General features: G+C 62.9%; 16 protein-coding genes and 1 pseudogene. 9 read left to right on the forward strand and 8 right to left on the reverse strand.

The window, feature by feature from the left end; all coding sequences use genetic code 11:
• The first annotated feature begins 22 nt into the window (after positions 1-22).
• Positions 23-943 (forward strand): LysR family transcriptional regulator, encoded by a 921-nt coding sequence (locus J2X54_RS16575; RefSeq protein ID WP_310182146.1) that lies wholly within the window; start codon positions 23-25, stop codon positions 941-943.
• A 195-nt stretch (positions 944-1,138) separates the two neighbouring features.
• Here the strand turns inward: J2X54_RS16575 and J2X54_RS16580 are convergent, their stop codons facing one another.
• Positions 1,139-1,357 carry a hypothetical protein gene (locus tag J2X54_RS16580; RefSeq protein WP_070247096.1) on the reverse strand — a complete coding sequence of 73 codons (219 nt, stop codon included), beginning with the start codon at positions 1,355-1,357 and terminating at the stop codon, positions 1,139-1,141.
• Positions 1,358-1,530: 173 nt separating this feature from the next.
• Between J2X54_RS16580 and J2X54_RS16585 the strand changes: the two genes are divergently transcribed.
• The 6 genes and pseudogenes from J2X54_RS16585 to J2X54_RS16610 all read left to right on the forward strand — a co-directional run bounded on the left by J2X54_RS16585 (position 1,531) and on the right by J2X54_RS16610 (position 6,112).
• Positions 1,531-2,226 (forward strand): phosphatase PAP2 family protein, encoded by a 696-nt coding sequence (locus J2X54_RS16585; protein ID WP_310182148.1) that lies wholly within the window; start codon positions 1,531-1,533, stop codon positions 2,224-2,226.
• A gap of 8 nt (positions 2,227-2,234) precedes the next feature.
• Positions 2,235-3,146, forward strand: coding sequence for a diacylglycerol kinase family protein (locus tag J2X54_RS16590; protein ID WP_070247098.1), 912 nt, complete (start codon positions 2,235-2,237; stop codon positions 3,144-3,146).
• 1 nt (position 3,147) lies between these two features.
• Positions 3,148-3,966: a metallophosphoesterase gene (locus J2X54_RS16595; protein WP_070247099.1), complete on the forward strand. Its 819-nt coding sequence runs from the start codon at positions 3,148-3,150 to the stop codon at positions 3,964-3,966.
• A 141-nt stretch (positions 3,967-4,107) separates the two neighbouring features.
• Positions 4,108-4,385: pseudogene (locus J2X54_RS16600) on the forward strand (SDR family oxidoreductase); the annotation flags it as partial.
• Positions 4,386-4,455: 70 nt separating this feature from the next.
• Positions 4,456-5,610 (forward strand): zinc-dependent alcohol dehydrogenase, encoded by a 1,155-nt coding sequence (locus J2X54_RS16605; RefSeq protein ID WP_070247100.1) that lies wholly within the window; start codon positions 4,456-4,458, stop codon positions 5,608-5,610.
• Positions 5,611-5,620: 10 nt separating this feature from the next.
• On the forward strand, positions 5,621-6,112 hold the full coding sequence (locus tag J2X54_RS16610) for a hypothetical protein (protein WP_310182149.1): 492 nt from the start codon (positions 5,621-5,623) through the stop codon (positions 6,110-6,112).
• Positions 6,113-6,115: 3 nt separating this feature from the next.
• Here J2X54_RS16610 and cls read toward each other — a convergent pair whose 3' ends face one another.
• The 3 genes from cls to J2X54_RS16625 all read right to left on the reverse strand — a co-directional run bounded on the left by cls (position 6,116) and on the right by J2X54_RS16625 (position 11,045).
• Positions 6,116-7,510 (reverse strand): cardiolipin synthase, encoded by a 1,395-nt coding sequence (gene cls, locus J2X54_RS16615; protein ID WP_070247102.1) that lies wholly within the window; start codon positions 7,508-7,510, stop codon positions 6,116-6,118.
• Positions 7,507-9,630, reverse strand: coding sequence for a site-specific recombinase (locus J2X54_RS16620; RefSeq protein ID WP_310182150.1), 2,124 nt, complete (start codon positions 9,628-9,630; stop codon positions 7,507-7,509). The genes cls and J2X54_RS16620 overlap by 4 nt, the downstream gene beginning before the upstream one ends.
• 113 nt (positions 9,631-9,743) lie before the next feature.
• Positions 9,744-11,045 carry an acetyl-CoA hydrolase/transferase family protein gene (locus tag J2X54_RS16625; protein ID WP_070247104.1) on the reverse strand — a complete coding sequence of 434 codons (1,302 nt, stop codon included), beginning with the start codon at positions 11,043-11,045 and terminating at the stop codon, positions 9,744-9,746.
• Between the two features lie 139 nt (positions 11,046-11,184).
• Between J2X54_RS16625 and J2X54_RS16630 the strand changes: the two genes are divergently transcribed.
• The gene (locus tag J2X54_RS16630; RefSeq protein WP_310182151.1) at positions 11,185-12,261 is read left to right on the forward strand and encodes a porin; all 1,077 of its coding nucleotides are present in this window, start codon (positions 11,185-11,187) and stop codon (positions 12,259-12,261) included.
• On the opposite strand, the gene J2X54_RS16635 is transcribed toward J2X54_RS16630, so the two are convergent.
• From J2X54_RS16635 to J2X54_RS16645, 3 genes are all read right to left on the reverse strand, one after another.
• Complete coding sequence (locus J2X54_RS16635) at positions 12,258-12,794, reverse strand: DUF3617 domain-containing protein (RefSeq protein ID WP_310182152.1); 537 nt, start codon at positions 12,792-12,794, stop codon at positions 12,258-12,260. The genes J2X54_RS16630 and J2X54_RS16635 overlap by 4 nt on opposite strands.
• A gap of 76 nt (positions 12,795-12,870) precedes the next feature.
• Positions 12,871-13,017 carry a lmo0937 family membrane protein gene (locus J2X54_RS16640; protein ID WP_141749448.1) on the reverse strand — a complete coding sequence of 49 codons (147 nt, stop codon included), beginning with the start codon at positions 13,015-13,017 and terminating at the stop codon, positions 12,871-12,873.
• A gap of 166 nt (positions 13,018-13,183) precedes the next feature.
• The gene (locus tag J2X54_RS16645; protein WP_070247107.1) at positions 13,184-13,852 is read right to left on the reverse strand and encodes a glycine zipper 2TM domain-containing protein; all 669 of its coding nucleotides are present in this window, start codon (positions 13,850-13,852) and stop codon (positions 13,184-13,186) included.
• Between the two features lie 199 nt (positions 13,853-14,051).
• On the opposite strand from J2X54_RS16645, the gene J2X54_RS16650 reads away from it, so the two are divergent.
• Positions 14,052-14,801: a Crp/Fnr family transcriptional regulator gene (locus J2X54_RS16650; RefSeq protein ID WP_070247108.1), complete on the forward strand. Its 750-nt coding sequence runs from the start codon at positions 14,052-14,054 to the stop codon at positions 14,799-14,801.
• 73 nt (positions 14,802-14,874) lie between these two features.
• On the opposite strand, the gene J2X54_RS16655 is transcribed toward J2X54_RS16650, so the two are convergent.
• Positions 14,875-15,099 carry a glycine zipper 2TM domain-containing protein gene (locus J2X54_RS16655; protein WP_070247109.1) on the reverse strand — a complete coding sequence of 75 codons (225 nt, stop codon included), beginning with the start codon at positions 15,097-15,099 and terminating at the stop codon, positions 14,875-14,877.
• Positions 15,100-15,132 lie beyond the last annotated feature (33 nt).

Genomic DNA, 15,132 nt, shown 5'->3' on the forward strand with positions numbered 1-15,132 from the left:
TGGCTGAAACACTTTCAAGGAAATGAAGATAGTGCTGCGACTCGACGATTTGATGGTGTTTGTGCGCACGGCCGAGCGGGGCAGCCTGTCGGCGGCGGCGCGCGAGCTGGAGATTTCGCCGGCGCTGGCCAGCGCAGCGGTCAAACGGCTGGAAGGTGAGCTTGGCATACGCCTGTTCGCCCGCACCACGCGCTCACTGCGCCTGACCGACGAAGGCGAACGCTACCTGCGCCACGCACGCGCAGCGCTGCGCGCGCTGCAGGACGGCCACGATGCTGTCATCGAAGGCAAGGAAACCCTCGGTGGCGTGCTGAAAATCTCGATGCCGTCCGATCTGGGCCGCAATATGCTGGTGGGCTGGCTAGACCAGTTCCAGGCCTTGTATCCCAAGGTGAGTTACCAGCTCAGCGTAGGCGACCGCCTGTCGGATTTGTACCGTCAGCCGGTGGACATCGCCATCCGCTACGGCGTGCAGGACGACTCCAACCTGATCGCGCTGCCGCTGGCGCCCGACAACCGCCGGGTGCTGGTGGCGTCGCCCGACTACGTGCGGCGCCACGGCGCCTTGGCCGACCTGCGCGACCTGTCGCGCCATAACTGCCTGCGCTTCATGCTCGACGACGTGATCCATGACCGCTGGAATTTCTATCCGGCCCACGGCGCGCCCGCCAAGGGGACGCCGGTGGCGGTGCAGGTCCACGGCGACCGCAGTGCCGACGATGCCGACCTGGTGCGGCGCTGGGCCGTGGCCGGGGTGGGCGTCGCCTACAAATCCCGGCTGGACGTGAGCATTGATATCCGCGCCGGGCGGCTGGTGGTGCTGATGCCGGACGTGGCCGGCGAGCCGACGCCGCTGCACATGGTGTGCATGCACCGGTCGCAGGTGTCGCCGACGGTGCTGGCCTTGCGGGATTTTCTGCGTGAACAGTGCGGCAAGGCTTAGAAGACCATTAAGCCGGGGCGAGCTGTACTGTGCTGCGCGGAAAAACAGTTAACATGGATGCAGTGTTTCACTTAGGCGTTTGACGGTGGGCCAGTTGCCAGATCCAGGTGAGGAGCGCCTGGGAGCTGGCGGCATCTGCCGGGCTATCGGGCGACTGGATCGGGCAACTGGTACCGACAACTGCTAGAGCAACCATTAGTGCGCCTTCGACATGATGAGCAGCCAGCGGCGGCACAGCAGGATCTCGAGGTGGCCGGCTTGCACGCCGGTGTCGCACTCGATGACCGGGTTGACCGCATAGAAGCGCTTGCGGAAGTCACGACAGACCAGCAATTCGCGCTTGCCCATGCGAACCGTGAACGAGGTTGGCATGTATTCGAGACCGAAACGGGAGCTGAGGCTGCTGTTGATCATGACATTTCCTTTAGGGCGATGTGTTTAACGAGGAGTTCAGAATAGCATAACTACTGTATGGATAAACAGGTACTGTGTAAATAAACAGTAAATTCGTTGTTTTGTGATTTTTACGCCAACTTCTACGGCGACCCACGCGGAGGCACCAAATTTTTAGCAAACTCTTACGTTTTATGGGGGCAAGACTGACTCCGGGCGGCCAGTTCGGCCTGCACCTGACCCTGGGCGTGCTGATCATGATCGTCTCGGTCGCCATCTTCGGCCAGATCACCGACGAGGTGACTGACCAGGACGCCATCACGGTCTTGGACTTGCAAATCGCCCATTGGTTCAATGCCAACCACGTCGAGCCGTACACCAGCTTCATGCTGTTCATTTCCTTCGTGCACAAGGTGGGCGGCATGATCGTGCTGGTGGGCGCTTTCGGTTATTACCTGTGGCGCCGCCAGCAGCGTTACTGGCTGCTGGCGCTGGGCGTGACTGTTTTGCCGGGCATGATCCTGAACGTGGTGCTCAAGCAGGTGTTCCAGCGCAGCCGGCCGTTCTTCGAGGAGCCGCTGGTCACGCTGTCCACCTACAGCTTCCCCAGCGGACACACGGCGGCGGCCACGCTGTTCTACGGCGTGCTGGCCTGCTACATCATGATCGCTTGCAAGGGCTGGAGTGTGCGTTTGGCAACAGCGGCATTCTGCATGCTGATGATATTCTTGGTGGCATTCAGTCGCGTGTACCTCGGCGCGCACTATTTGAGCGATGTGCTGGCCGCGATGGCAAGCAGCGCAGCCTGGTTGACGATCTGTATTACCGCCATCTCCACGCTGCGCCGCCGTAGCGAAGCGCGTTCGCTTGCAGCCAACGGAATTATGTAAGGAACTGCGTGCTCAATTCGATAGTCGTCATCATCAACGCCAGCGCCGGTCTCGGCTACTGCGGCGGCTGGTCCGCTGCGCTGGCGGAAAAATTCCGTCGCCACGGTGTCGAGCCGGACATCCTGCTGGCCAAGAGCGGTGCGGAGATGATCGAGCGCGCGCGCCGCGCCGTGGCAGACAAGGTGACGGTCGTGGTGGCAGGCGGGGGCGACGGCACCATCAATTGCGTGGCCTCGCAGCTGGTGGGCACCGACACCCACCTGGGCGTGCTGGCGCTCGGCACCCTCAACCATTTCGCCAAGGATCTCGATATCCCGCTCGACCTCGACGAGGCCGTGGCCCACGCGGTCACCGGCAAGCCGTTGCGGGTGGACGTGGGCGAGGTCAATGGCCGCATCTTCCTCAACAATTCCAGCCTTGGCATCTACCCGGACCTGGTGCGCGACCGCGAGGAGCAGCAAAAAAAACTCGGCCGCAGCAAGTGGCACGCATTCGGCCGCGCGCTGTTCGTGGTGCTGCGCCGCTTTCCGTTCATGCGGGTGCGGCTGACCATCAATGGCGAAGAACACCTGCGCCGCACGCCCTTCGTTTTCATCGGCAACAACGAGTACCTGCAAGGCTTCACCATGGGCGCGCGCGAGCGGCTCGACAGCGGCAAGCTGGTCATGTACGTGGCGCAAAAGCCCACCCGGCTGGCGCTGTTTCGCTACGCCATCCACGCGCTGTTCAACCGCCTGTCCGAGGCGCGCGATTTCGACGTGCTGACCGCCACCGAGCTGGAAATCGACACCCGCCACCGCCACCTGCGCGTGGCCACCGACGGCGAAGTCACTGAAATGAAGCCACCGCTCAAGTACCGCTCGCGCGCCGGCGCGCTGAGCGTGATCGCGCCCGGCCGCACCATCACGCGAGGAAATTGATATGCGCACCATCGTTCATTTATCCGACCTGCATTTCGGCCGCGTCGATCAGCAACTGCTGGACCCGTTGCGCACGCTGGTGGCCTCGCTGGCACCGGACGTGCTGGTGGTTTCCGGCGACCTGACCCAGCGCGCCAAGACCGAAGAATTCATCGCCGCGCGGGCCTTTCTCGATACCTTGCCCGGCCCGCAGATCGTCGTGCCCGGCAACCACGACATCCCGCTCTACAACGTCGCCAGCCGTTTTTTAACGCCGCTGCGACGGTACCTGCGCTACGTCACGCTGGACCTGACGCCCGAATATGTCGATGACGAGATCGCCGTACTGGGGCTGAACACGGCGCGCTCGCTCACCATCAAGGACGGCCGCGTCAACCCGGAGCAGGTGGCCTTGATCCGCCAGCGCATGAGCGCGGTGCCGAAGGATGTCACCCGCATCGTCGTTACGCACCACCCGTTCGACCTGCCGCAGACCTTCGACAAGGACGACCTGGTCAACCGCGCGCCGATGGCGATGCGGGCGTTTTCCGAGTGCGGCGTCGACCTGCTGCTGGCCGGCCACTTCCATGCCAGCAGCGCCGGCCTGAGCACCGATCGCTACAAGCTGCCCGGCTATGCCGCGCTGGTGGTGCAGGCCGGCACGGCCACGTCCACCCGGGGCCGCGGCGAGTCGAACTCGTTCAACGTCATCCGCGTGCACAGCGACAAGATCGAAGTGGTGCGCTACAGCTGGGTCGATGGCACGGCCACGTTCGAGCCGGCGCAAACCGAAATTTTCGAGCGCATCGGCGAGGCCTGGCATACCACGGCGGTGGCCTGAGCCTCCAGTGCTGCAAACAATGGCAACACCATTGAGCCCCGGCGTTGCTGCAAACAGCGCGGCGATGAAATCGCTGAACACGGTCGCGCACCGTGGCACCATTCTTTGCATCGGGTACACGGCATTGACCGGCGAGGGCGGGGTTCGTCGGTGATCCTGACCGGCTCGACCGCAGCCAGTGGTGGCACCGAGGCGTTCAGCGTGTATGCGGCGTCCAAGGCAGCCGTGCGCGCCTTCGCCCGCACTGGATCCGCGATCACCTGGCCAGCGTGATTCCGTGCGGCCGCGTGGCGGAGCCGGACGAGATCGCCAAGGCCGCAGTGTTCCTGGCCTTGGACGACGCCAGCTTTGTCAACGGCATCGAACTGTTTGTCGATGGCGGCCAGCGCCAGATCCAGGCAATCGGGCATTCAATGTGAAATGGCTAACAGATGCGGTCACCACGATTGTGAAACCATGGGTCCAATATGTGAACTTTACGGAGGTTCCATGCTGGCCATGAATTATCGCGGTCCCTATCGCATCCGCGCCGCCCACAAGCCCGACCCGGAGATCGAGCACCCCGGTGACGCCATCGTGCGCGTTACCCGGTCCTGCATTTGCGGATCGGACTTGCACCTGTACCACGGCCTGGTGCCCGATACCCGGGTCGGTTCCACCTTCGGCCACGAGTTCGTTGGCGAAGTGGTGGAGATCGGCAGCGCGGTGCGCAAGCTCAAGATCGGCGACCGCGTGCTGGTGCCGTTCAATATCTTTTGCGGCAGCTGCTATTTTTGCGAGCGCGAGCTGTACGGCAATTGCCACAACGTGAACCCGGAAGCGACCGCCGTGGGCGGCATCTACGGCTACTCGCACACCGCCGGCGGCTACGATGGCGGCCAGGCCGAATTCGTGCGCGTGCCCATGGCCGACGTGGGTCCCATGGTAATCCCCGACGACATCGACCATGACGACGCGGTGCTGCTGACCGACGCAGTGCCTACCGGCTACCAGGCTGCCGAGATGGGCGATATCAGCGCCGGCGACACGGTCGTGGTGTTCGGCGCCGGCCCGGTCGGCATCTTTGCCGCCAAGTCTGCCTGGCTGATGGGGGCGGGCAGGGTGATCGTGGTCGATCACGTCGATTACCGGCTCGACTTCGTGCGCCGCTATGCCCAGTGCGAGGTGGTCAATTTCAAGGACGTCAAGGACATGGCCTTGCACATCAAGAAGATGACCGACTGGCTCGGCGCCGATGTGTGCATCGATGCGGTTGGCTGCGAAGCGGCAGGCAACGCCATGCAGTCGCTGACCGGCCGCTACACCATGCTGCAAGCCGGCTCGGCAACGGTGCTGCACTGGGCCATCAACTCGGTGCGCAAGGGCGGCAACGTCTCGATCGTCGGCGTGTATGGTCCCACCTTCAATGCGGTCCCGATCGGCAATGCACTCAACAAGGGGCTGACCTTGCGCATGAACCAGGCCAGCGTCAGGCGCCATCTGCCCCGCTTGCTCGAGCATATCCGCGCCGGTCATCTCGATCCCAAGCAGATCATTACCCACCGGGTGCCGCTGGCCGACGTGGCCGATGCCTACCAGATCTTTTCCAGCAAATTGGACAACTGCATCAAGACGGTCCTGATACCGTCCGGTGCTACCAGCTAAGGAGCGACTCATGCCTGATCAACTTTTGGAAAGTACCGTGATGCGGCGCGATGACATTCCCGGCTGGGGCAGCGACCTCGATCGTGCCAACCGGCCAGCGGTGCCGATGGAACGCATGCCGGCCCGCCTCGACGGCCCGGTGTCACCGCCTGTGCAACAACACGGCGCGACAGAAGTGCTGGTATCGCCCGAACGGCCGGCGATCACCCCGGTGTATGGCACCACTGCGCCGCCACGCGGCGTGAGCGGCGCGATCCGCCGCAGCGCATTCGGCCGCACCGAGAACGACCTGCGGCACTGGCTGCTGTTGTTGCTGGCCGATCGGGTGGATGCCGTGGAAGGCATCGTCGAAGACTTGCGCGACGGTCACGTGCCCAACCTGCTGCGCGAAACGGGCTTGCCGGCGGCATGGCGCCATAATCCGCGCGGCGTGGTGCGCAAGGCCGCAGTCAGCGCGGCGGTGCTGGGGATCGCCTGGTGGTGGCTGAAAAAACGCTCGTAGCGTTTACAGCCAGTAATTGGTCCACTGCGCCGCCCACTCCTGCATGCGGTCGAGCCATGGCCGGTCGCGCCATTTTTCCAGCGTGATCTGCACCGAGTCGCGGATGTCTTCCTGGAACGCGCGCTCCATCTCGTTGCCGAACGCCTCGCCCAGCACCACCACGTTCAATTCGCTGTTGTGCAGGAAGCTGCGGGTATCCATATTGGTCGAACCGACCGTGGACCATTTGCCGTCGATCACCGCTGTCTTGGCGTGCAGCACGGACAGCTTGAGCTGGTAGATCTTCACGCCCGATGCCAGCAGTTCATCGTAAAAACTGCGTCCTGCGTGAAACACCAGGCCGCTGTCCGACACGCCCGGCAGCACCAGCTTGACATCGACGCCGCGCTTGGCGGCAGCCTTGAGCGCTTCGACGGTCTGCTTGTCCGGCACGAAGTAGGCAGACGTGATGTGAATGGTCTTTTTCGCTTCCTGCATCGCCAGGTTGTAGGCCTTGAAAATTTCGAACTGGCCGCCCGGGTCGCTGCCGAGCACGCGCACCACCTTGTCGCCGGCGATGAAGGGAGTGGGGAAGAAGTCGGCGTCGATCAGGTCGGCGCGGTCTTGCGCGGTCCATTGGCGCACGAACAGGTACTGGAACGCTTGCACCGCAGGTCCCTCGACCTTGATGTGGGTATCGCGCCAGCCGACGTCGTTTTCACTTTTGGACGATTTGTTACGCGAACGGAACAGCGAGCTCTTGGAATAAGTGCCGCTGATGTTGATGCCGCCCGTGAACGCGATGCGGCCATCGACGATCAGCACCTTGCGGTGGTCGCGGCTGTTGAGTTTCCAGCTTTCGCCGGACAGCTTGGCCGGATTGACCGGATTGAATTCCAGCAGGCTGATACCGGCGTCGCGCATGCGCTGGAAGAATTCCTTCGGCACGCCGAGGGTGCCCACGCTGTCGTAGATGATGTTGACCGCCACCCCGGCCTGGCGCCGTTCGATCAGGGCGTCGGCGAACTTCATGCCCATGCCGTCCTGGTCGAAGATATAGGTTTCCAAGTTGATGCTGTTCTTCGCGCCCTGGATGGCCTTGAGCATTTCGCTCATGGTCTGCGGGCCGTCGAACAGCAGCGTGGTCTTGTTGCCGGCGATGAGCGGCACGCCGGTGGCCGCTTCCTCGAGCGCGGCCTGCTGTTGCAGGTCGAGCGTGTTCTTCGCGTAGCGCTTGGCGAACAGGGCCTTGGTACGGGCAGCGCTCAGCTCACCATTTTTGCCGTGCACGCTCGGCGTGTCGGCGGTGTCGAGCCGCGCGCCCAGTTCATTGACATTGGGGAGCGACGCGCAAGCGCCCAGCAAACCCCAGCACATCAGGCAGGCGGGAAGCCAGAGTCGCAAGCTGGTCGCTTTCATTTTGGTGTTTTCTCCAGTAACTGCGGTTCATCGAACGTTAAAGCGGGGACTGCCCTGGCACCGATGAGGAAAGTCACCGGTCCCCGGAAAAAACGTTTGACCAACGCCTTGGTCAGGCGCCAGCCATGGGTAAAGCGCACCTGCCGCGAACGCAGCGCCACCCACAGCGCCAGGCCGAAACTGACCATCAGGTTGACCACGCCGATCGCCAGGAAGCCTGCTACCGAAGTGACAACCAGTTGCCAACTGACATGATAATCGAGTCCAACCATTGCTGTCGCGAAGTTGGCCGACGAGAAAGTCACGTGGCGGATATCGAGCGGCAGGCCCAGCAAAAATCCCAGCAGCGGCATCACGCCGAGCATGATGCCAAAGCAGAAGTTCCCCATCAGCCCGCCCAGGTTGTTCTCCATGTAGGTGCCAAAGCGCTGCAGCCGCGCCGGACCGAGCAGCCAGCGCAGGCCGCGCAGTTGGGCAATGCGCTGCGCCCAGCGCGTGTACAGCGCCTTGTTGTCGTAGTAGCCCGAAATCAGGCCGGCCAGGAACAGGCAGACGCCGGCCACGGCCGCGTACAGCAGGTTGGGGCCGTGGATCGGGTCGATGTCGGCCAGCAGGTGCATCGCCTTGCCCTGGCTCACCAGGTGGTGGCCGGTCAGGTATGGCCACGCCATGGCGATCAGCCAGGCGGTGGGAATCGCCGTGGCCAGGTTGCCCAGCACGGCCATGATCTGGGTGCGCAAGACCTTGTTGCATAGCTCTACCATGCTGTCGAGGTCAATGTTCCGGCCATCTTTACTTTGCAGTCCGGCCGCAATGCGCGAGGCGGTCATGGCCGGCTGCTTGGTCGCCACCGTGAAATGCAGCAGGTGGATGAAGACGAAGCCCAGCGAATAGTTCATGCTGAACAAAAAGGTTTCAACCAGCGGCGCTGCGCGCAGGTACGAGAACAGGATCTTGAACAGCGCCATGAAGCCGATGATCAGGCCGGCGCCGGCCGCTTGCAGGAACATGGCGAACAGCGCGGTGCGCGATTCGGCCACGTAATGTTCGCCCGTGTGGCTGGCGTTTTCGGTAACGTTGCGGGCCAGCAGGTTGATGTTGTCGCGCATCAGGTCGCTGACCATGTACTTGTTGTTGTGCGCGGTCACCAGTTCCAGCGCCAGGTCCACGGCCGCGGCCTGGCGCCGGTCCGGGCCCCGCTGTTGCAAGCCCGGCTGTGGCACTGGCTGCACGAACTGGGTGTCCGAGGCCGTGGCAGCCTGGGGCAGGATGGCGTTGGCGTCGGGCGCCAGCTCGCCGCTGGTATCGACCAGGTACAGCAGCTTGCGCAGGCGGTTGATGCTTTGCGTGAGCGTCACCAGCAAGTAGGTCAGCGCAATGCTGGTGCCCTGGCTCAGCGCCTTCTTGCGAATTTTCATGACCACGGTTTCGCACTGGTCGAGCATGACCAGCAGGTGGCGCGCGTCTTCCATCGCCACCTCGTCGCCGGCCAGCTGGCGCTTGTAGGCAGCCAGGTAGGCATTGACTTCGATGTTCTGGCCGGTGAATGGCGACTCGTAAGTCTCCATCTCGGTATGGAAATTGGTGAGCTTGGGCTCCAGGCCGATCGCGCACACGCGGTAGGACAGGGTCTGGATCGCGTCGAGCAGGCCCGGCAGCATCAGGTTGGAGCCCTGGCGCGTGGCGGTGCCGGCGCCGGTGTGGATGACGTCGATCAAAGCCAGCCAGTCGGCAGCCGGCACTGCGCTCATCCAGATGTAGTCGGTGCGTTTATACAGCACCTGGTCGATGGCGTCGCTCAGGTATTCGTTGCCCAGCGCGGGCGGCAGGATGCGCGAAGCGATCCGGTGCTTCAGTTCGGTAAAAAAGCCGTCGTTGGAGAGTACGCCGATCTCGGTGTACAGGCTGGCATGGCGGCGCGCGGCCAGCAGGTTGCGTGCATAGCCGCGCAGGGCCAGTGCATGGGCGGGATCGCCCTTCAGTAACTGGGTGAGGGTACGGACGTTGGCCGTGGCGCGCGCGCCATCGGTAGGACGCTTGGGACGCAGCGTGGCGAATAACTCGACCATGAGGCCGATATCGTTGCTGTTGGCGTCCAGGCGTTGGAGAATCTCGAGCATGCATCGGGCGGCACAAGCCGCAGTAAACTAAAAACGAAGTATACCCGGTCGGCCCCGGCCGGGTATGTACGTTCTCGAACGCTAGTTTCTGAGGTGAAAGGAATTCGGTTGCGTCAACACAACATAATCTTGTGCGCGGCCTGGCGCAATTCGTGGCGAAAGTCGGGGTGGGCGATGGCAATCAATGCCTCGGCGCGCTGGTGGGCGGTCTTGCCGCGCAGCTGGGCCACGCCGTACTCGGTCACCACGTAGTTGACGTCGTTCTTGCCGGTGGTGACATGGGTGCCGGGCGTAAGCATGGGCACGATGCGCGACACGGTGCCGGCCTTGGCCGTGGACGGCAGTACGATGAAGGCCTTGCCGCCGCGCGAGCGGTTGGCCGCGCGGACGAAATCGACCTGGCCGCCGGTGCCGGAATAGGGCAGGTGGGCCAGGCTTTCGGAGCCGCACTGGCCCAGCAAATCGACTTGCAGGCTGGCGTTGATCGCCACCATGTTGGCGTTTTGACCGGCCAGGTAGGGATCGTTGGTGAAATTGACCGGGTGCATTTCCAGCATCGGGTTGTCGTGCATGAAGTCGTAGAGCTTGCGCGAGCCGAGCGCAAACGTCGCCACCATCTTGCCCGGCATGAAGGTCTTGCGGCTGTTGTTGACCGCGCCGCATTCCACCAGTTTCAAGATGCCGTCGCCGATCATCTCGGTGTGGATGCCCAGGTCTTTCTTGCTGGTGAGCTGCATCACCACTGCGTCGGGAATGCCGCCGTAGCCGATCTGCAGGGTGGAGCCGTCGTCGATCAGGTCGGCCACCAGTTTACCGATCGCCTCCTGCACCGGGCCGATGGCAGGCAGGCCCACTTCGATCACCGGCTCGTTGCTTTCCACCAGCGCGGTGATCTGCGAGATGTGGACGATGCAGTTGCCGTGCGCGGTGGGCACGTTGGGATTGACTTCCAGCACGATCACGCGCGCCTTGAGGATGGCGGCCATGGTGTAATCGGCGCCCAGGCTCAGCGCGAAGTTGCCGTATTCGTCCATCGGCGAAGCCAGTGAGAACACCACGTCGGCCGGCACCAGGTCGCGCTCGATCAGGCTGGGAAGTTCGGAAAAATAGGCAGGCACGAAATCGGCCCAGCCGGCTTGCCCCGCCGCGCGCGAGGCGCCGCCGAAGAACAGCGCCACGTGGCGCACGTGCTGAACCGTATCGCAATCGAAGTAGCCGTATTTGCGCATCGCCAGGATTTGCGCCACCTTGATGTCGCGAAACCGGGTGCGCTGGGCCGACAGCGCATGCAGGAGGGACGGCGGTTCGCCGGCGCCGGTGGGCACGATGATGGTGTCGCCATCATTCAACCAGTCGAGTGCCTGTTCGGGTGTGCATCGTTTGCTGTCGTAGTGCGAGTGCAAGTGCGCATGCATGGCGGTGGCCTTTCACATGATGAAATTCCACTATAAACCAACTAACGGTCGAAGTGCTGGCTTACGTGGCGGTCCGCACAGAACGATCGACATGCCCGGCCTATTATGAACTTACTAATCCACTCTTTCATCGCTCATCATGAAACCGACTATCCTTGCGCTGTCCCTGATTGCGCCCCTGACCGTCGCGGCGCAAACGTCGCCGGTCGAGGTGTATGGTCTGCTCGATGCCGGTGTAGTGGTCGAGCGCGGTTGCCAGGGCGACTGCGCCCGCTCCCGCCTCGACAGCGGTATCGCTTCCGGTTCGCGCCTCGGCATTCGTGGCCGCGAAGCGCTGGGTCGTGGCACTTCGGCCGTGTACACGCTGGAAGCGGGGGTGAAGAACGACACCGGCGCCAACGAGCACGAGGGCAAGCTGTTCGGCCGCCAGGCTTTCGTCGGTCTCGACGGCCCACTGGGCATGGTCACCATGGGCCGCCAGTACAACCTGGTGTACGAAGCGCTGACCGACGTGGCCGATCCCTTCCATGGCGGCATGGCCGGCAATGCGGGCAACCTGGTCGGTTATACCACCAAGCGTTACGATAATTCGATCAAGTACCAGTCGCCGCGCAGCCGCAGTGGCCTGATCGGCTCGGTCATTTACAGCTTCGGCGAGTCGCAGTTCAACAGCAAGATCAACCGCGCGTATGGCGCCACCATCGGCTATGCCAAGGGGCCGGTCAACGTCAGCATCAGCCACCAGCGCAAGAACAATATGCTCGACGCCACCGGCACCACGCCGGCGGTGGACCAGTCGGCGCGCAACTCGCTGATCGCCGCCAATGTCGATTTCGGCGGCGCGGTCGGCTATGCCGCCTACGGCCACAGCCGGGGCGAGGGCAGCAACCACTGGGACATGTCCAATCCGTACGGCGCCATGGCGCAAACCCTGCCCACCGACCGCAGCCGCGACGCCCTGTTCGGCGTCTCGGTGCCAATGGGCGCCACCACCTTGCTGGCCTCGTACATCCGCAAGGACGACCAGGGCCTGGCCAACCGCGACGCCGACCAGCTGGCCGTGGGCGCCAGCTACTCGATGTCCAGGCGTACCGATTTTTACGCCGCGCTGGCCAAGATCAAGAACCGCAACGGCGCCGGCTACGGCGTTGGCACCGCCACCACGCGTGGCCGTGGCGACCACGCGATCAATGTCGGCTTACGCCATTCCTTTTAAGGCTTGGCCGGGCAGGTCGAGGAAATCCACCTGCCGGTCGAGTTGATCTTGACGTCTTGCTGGCTGCCGGTGGCAGTCGTGCTTACATCCATCGCCATCGTGTAATTTTTGTCGTCCACAAACTTCACGGTTCCGCGTCCGCTCGAGGCCGGATTCTTGCACGAGAACGCCACATCGTAGCCGCCGGCAATCGGCGTGCTGGTGGACGTGCACTCACCTTTCTGATTCAACGGCAATTCCTTCCTGGCCGCCATCTCGGGCGTAACGCAGGCGCGCACGGCAATGGTGCCGTCGCGGCTCACGGCGGGCGAGGAGGCGCCGTTCTTGGCCAGGAAAGCATCCATCTGGGCCTTTTGCGCCGGCGGCAAATTGCCCAGCTGTTGCATGGCCATGTCCAGCGCAGCACTGGTCTGGACGTCGGCGCTGGAGACCTTGCTGCTGGTCTCCCAGGTGCCTGGCTTGATGGTCGGTGCCGTTTGGGCGTTGGCCGACAGTGCAGCCAGGGCGGTGAGCATGATCGCGATGTGCTTCATGGTGATCCTTTCAGAATAAAAAAAAGCGGCGCACCACCGTCAGGTGGGGCGCCGCTCATTCTAAGCGGGTGACGTACTAGACGCCGCGACCGCTGATCAGGCGCAGCAGAATCATGATGATGGCAACAACCAGCAGCACGTGGATGAAACCGCCGATGGTGTACGAGGTGACCAGGCCCAGCAGCCACAGGATAAGCAGAACTACAGCGATGGTATAGAGCATGATTCTCTCCTTTAGTAATGTTGTGACGTCCGCAGTGGGCATCGAAGCGATGTCGAACTGTTTCGTTCGTATCTTGGAATCTATTATCTTTCTATACAGCCCAGTCTTCTGTACGCTGCCCCACGTAAATGGCCCACTGCTATCTTAAAAGCACATTAATCTGCAATTAATTTGCCGAACGCAGCTTGCCGTCGACGATACGCACGTCATTACCCTCGCGCCAGGCCGGTTGCGAGTTGTAATTGAAGGTACGTTTTTTGCCGTTATCGAGGCGCACCGTCACTTGCCAGCTGTGGGTGGTCTTGATATGGCCTTCGATCTGGTTGCCGGCCACGGCGCCGCCCACCGCGCCTGCCACGGTCGCCAGTTGACGGCCATGGCCGCCACCGACCTGGTTACCGAGGATGCCGCCCAGGATGGCGCCGCCGGCCGCACCGACGCCACTGCCTTGCGGGCGATGCTCGATGGTGCGCACCGACTCGACCACGCCGCAGCTGTTGCAGACGGCAGCCGCTTGCTGTGCTGGCGCCGCTGCCGGTAATCGGTCGGGAGCCTGTTCCGGCGCGCGGTCGTAGCCGCGATCGGCTTCGCGCGCTGGCAGGTTGGCCGAGGCCAGCTGCAGCGGCGCCGCCTGCGCCGCAGCTTGCGCATTGGCTGGCTCGCCCGGCGCCAGTTGGCCTGCCACGGCCGGCGGCAAGTCCGCATTGGCGTTGGACTTGGGCAGCCAGCCCATGATGGCGGCGGTGCCGACCGCGCAGAACAGGATCACCGCAATCGCAGCGATCAGCAGCATCGGGTGCAAGGCAGGCTTGGTGGAGTGGACGGGTGGTGTCATGACGGTTCCTTGGTTTCTTGTTGGTGACTTATGGTGTTGTTCAGGCGTGGTACAGGTGCTGTACAGGTGTTGTTTTTGCCTGTTCTATTGCAGCTCATTTGCGTCAATGTGCAGCACCGCACATTGTCTCGTCGGGCCGGCTTTGCTTCCGTGCGTCAGCGTACATACGACCCAAATCATTGCCGTTACGCTAAGCCCCATGCATACCCATCACAACCACCTTGCCGAAGACGACAGGAGCCCAGCGCGCGCGCTGGTTAATCGTTTATTGTCCAGTTTGCCCGACGATGAGCAAGGCGAACTGGCGCGGCTGGGGGAAACGGTAAAGGTCGAAGTGGGCGATGTACTTTACGAGCCGGGCCAGACCGTGCGTCACGTGTATTTCCCCATCGATTGCCTGTTGTCGCTGCTGGCCGTCGCTGAAGGGCGCATGACGCTCGAGGTCGGTTCCGTGGGCCGCGAAGGCATGATCGGCGCACCGGTGGTGCTCGGCCACGAAATGGCGCAGGTACGCGCCGTGGTACAACGGGCCGGTCGTGCCGTGCGCATCGATGCTGCCGAATTCCGCCTGGTGTACGCGCGCACGGAGCCGTTGCAGCGCCTGCTGCACCGCTATACCGATACCTTGCTGGCGCAGGCGATCCAGATCGCCGTCTGCAGCCGCTTCCACGTGCTCGAGGCGCGCCTGGCGCGCTCGCTGTTGATTACCCGCGACCGCTTGCAGTCCGATAAATTTCACTTGACCCACGAGTTCCTGGCCCACGCGCTCGGTGTGCGGCGGGTTGGCGTGACCAAGGCGGCCAGCGCCTTGCAGAACCAGAAACTGATTTCCTATAGCCGCGGCAATATCGAGATCCTCGATGCAGCAGGGCTGGAGGCGGTGTCGTGCCGCTGCTATGAGCTGGTGAAGGACGAGGGGCTGATCGGCATTTCCAACGTATTTGTTTGATCAAGCTGCCGCCAAAATAAAATCCGTCATTCCTGCCTGCGCGGGAATGACGGATCTCGTGGTTTGCTGGTGATTAACGCGACGGCTTTTGTACCTGGTTGCCGATCACGCCACCCACTGCCGCGCCGCCTACTGCGCCCACAGCGCTGCCGCCGGTCAGCACCGAGCCGGCCACTGCGCCAACACCGGCGCCCACGGCCGTGTTACGGTCCTGGTTGGACATGCCGGCGCAAGCCGTCAGGCTCAGGGTTGCCACCACTACTGCAGCTGCCGAAGCAACACGTTTGATCGTATTCATTGTTTTCTCCTCAGGTCGCTCATGAAGGCGCGG

The sequence above is a fragment of the Duganella sp. 3397 genome, from assembly GCF_031456625.1.
GTDB lineage: Bacteria > Pseudomonadota > Gammaproteobacteria > Burkholderiales > Burkholderiaceae_D > Rugamonas > Rugamonas phyllosphaerae.

Coding starts and splice junctions, on each gene's coding strand:
- J2X54_RS16655 (WP_070247109.1), bottom strand. CDS start 15,099: ATGAATACGATCAAACGTGTTGCTTCGGCAGCTGCAGTAGTGGTGGCA.
- J2X54_RS16635 (WP_310182152.1), bottom strand. CDS start 12,794: ATGAAGCACATCGCGATCATGCTCACCGCCCTGGCTGCACTGTCGGCC.
- J2X54_RS16620 (WP_310182150.1), bottom strand. CDS start 9,630: ATGCTCGAGATTCTCCAACGCCTGGACGCCAACAGCAACGATATCGGC.
- J2X54_RS16595 (WP_070247099.1), top strand. CDS start 3,148: ATGCGCACCATCGTTCATTTATCCGACCTGCATTTCGGCCGCGTCGAT.
- J2X54_RS16625 (WP_070247104.1), bottom strand. CDS start 11,045: ATGCATGCGCACTTGCACTCGCACTACGACAGCAAACGATGCACACCC.
- J2X54_RS16575 (WP_310182146.1), top strand. CDS start 23: ATGAAGATAGTGCTGCGACTCGACGATTTGATGGTGTTTGTGCGCACG.
- J2X54_RS16640 (WP_141749448.1), bottom strand. CDS start 13,017: ATGCTCTATACCATCGCTGTAGTTCTGCTTATCCTGTGGCTGCTGGGC.
- J2X54_RS16605 (WP_070247100.1), top strand. CDS start 4,456: ATGCTGGCCATGAATTATCGCGGTCCCTATCGCATCCGCGCCGCCCAC.
- J2X54_RS16630 (WP_310182151.1), top strand. CDS start 11,185: ATGAAACCGACTATCCTTGCGCTGTCCCTGATTGCGCCCCTGACCGTC.
- J2X54_RS16650 (WP_070247108.1), top strand. CDS start 14,052: ATGCATACCCATCACAACCACCTTGCCGAAGACGACAGGAGCCCAGCG.
- cls (WP_070247102.1), bottom strand. CDS start 7,510: ATGAAAGCGACCAGCTTGCGACTCTGGCTTCCCGCCTGCCTGATGTGC.
- J2X54_RS16585 (WP_310182148.1), top strand. CDS start 1,531: ATGGGGGCAAGACTGACTCCGGGCGGCCAGTTCGGCCTGCACCTGACC.
- J2X54_RS16645 (WP_070247107.1), bottom strand. CDS start 13,852: ATGACACCACCCGTCCACTCCACCAAGCCTGCCTTGCACCCGATGCTG.
- J2X54_RS16580 (WP_070247096.1), bottom strand. CDS start 1,357: ATGATCAACAGCAGCCTCAGCTCCCGTTTCGGTCTCGAATACATGCCA.
- J2X54_RS16610 (WP_310182149.1), top strand. CDS start 5,621: ATGCCTGATCAACTTTTGGAAAGTACCGTGATGCGGCGCGATGACATT.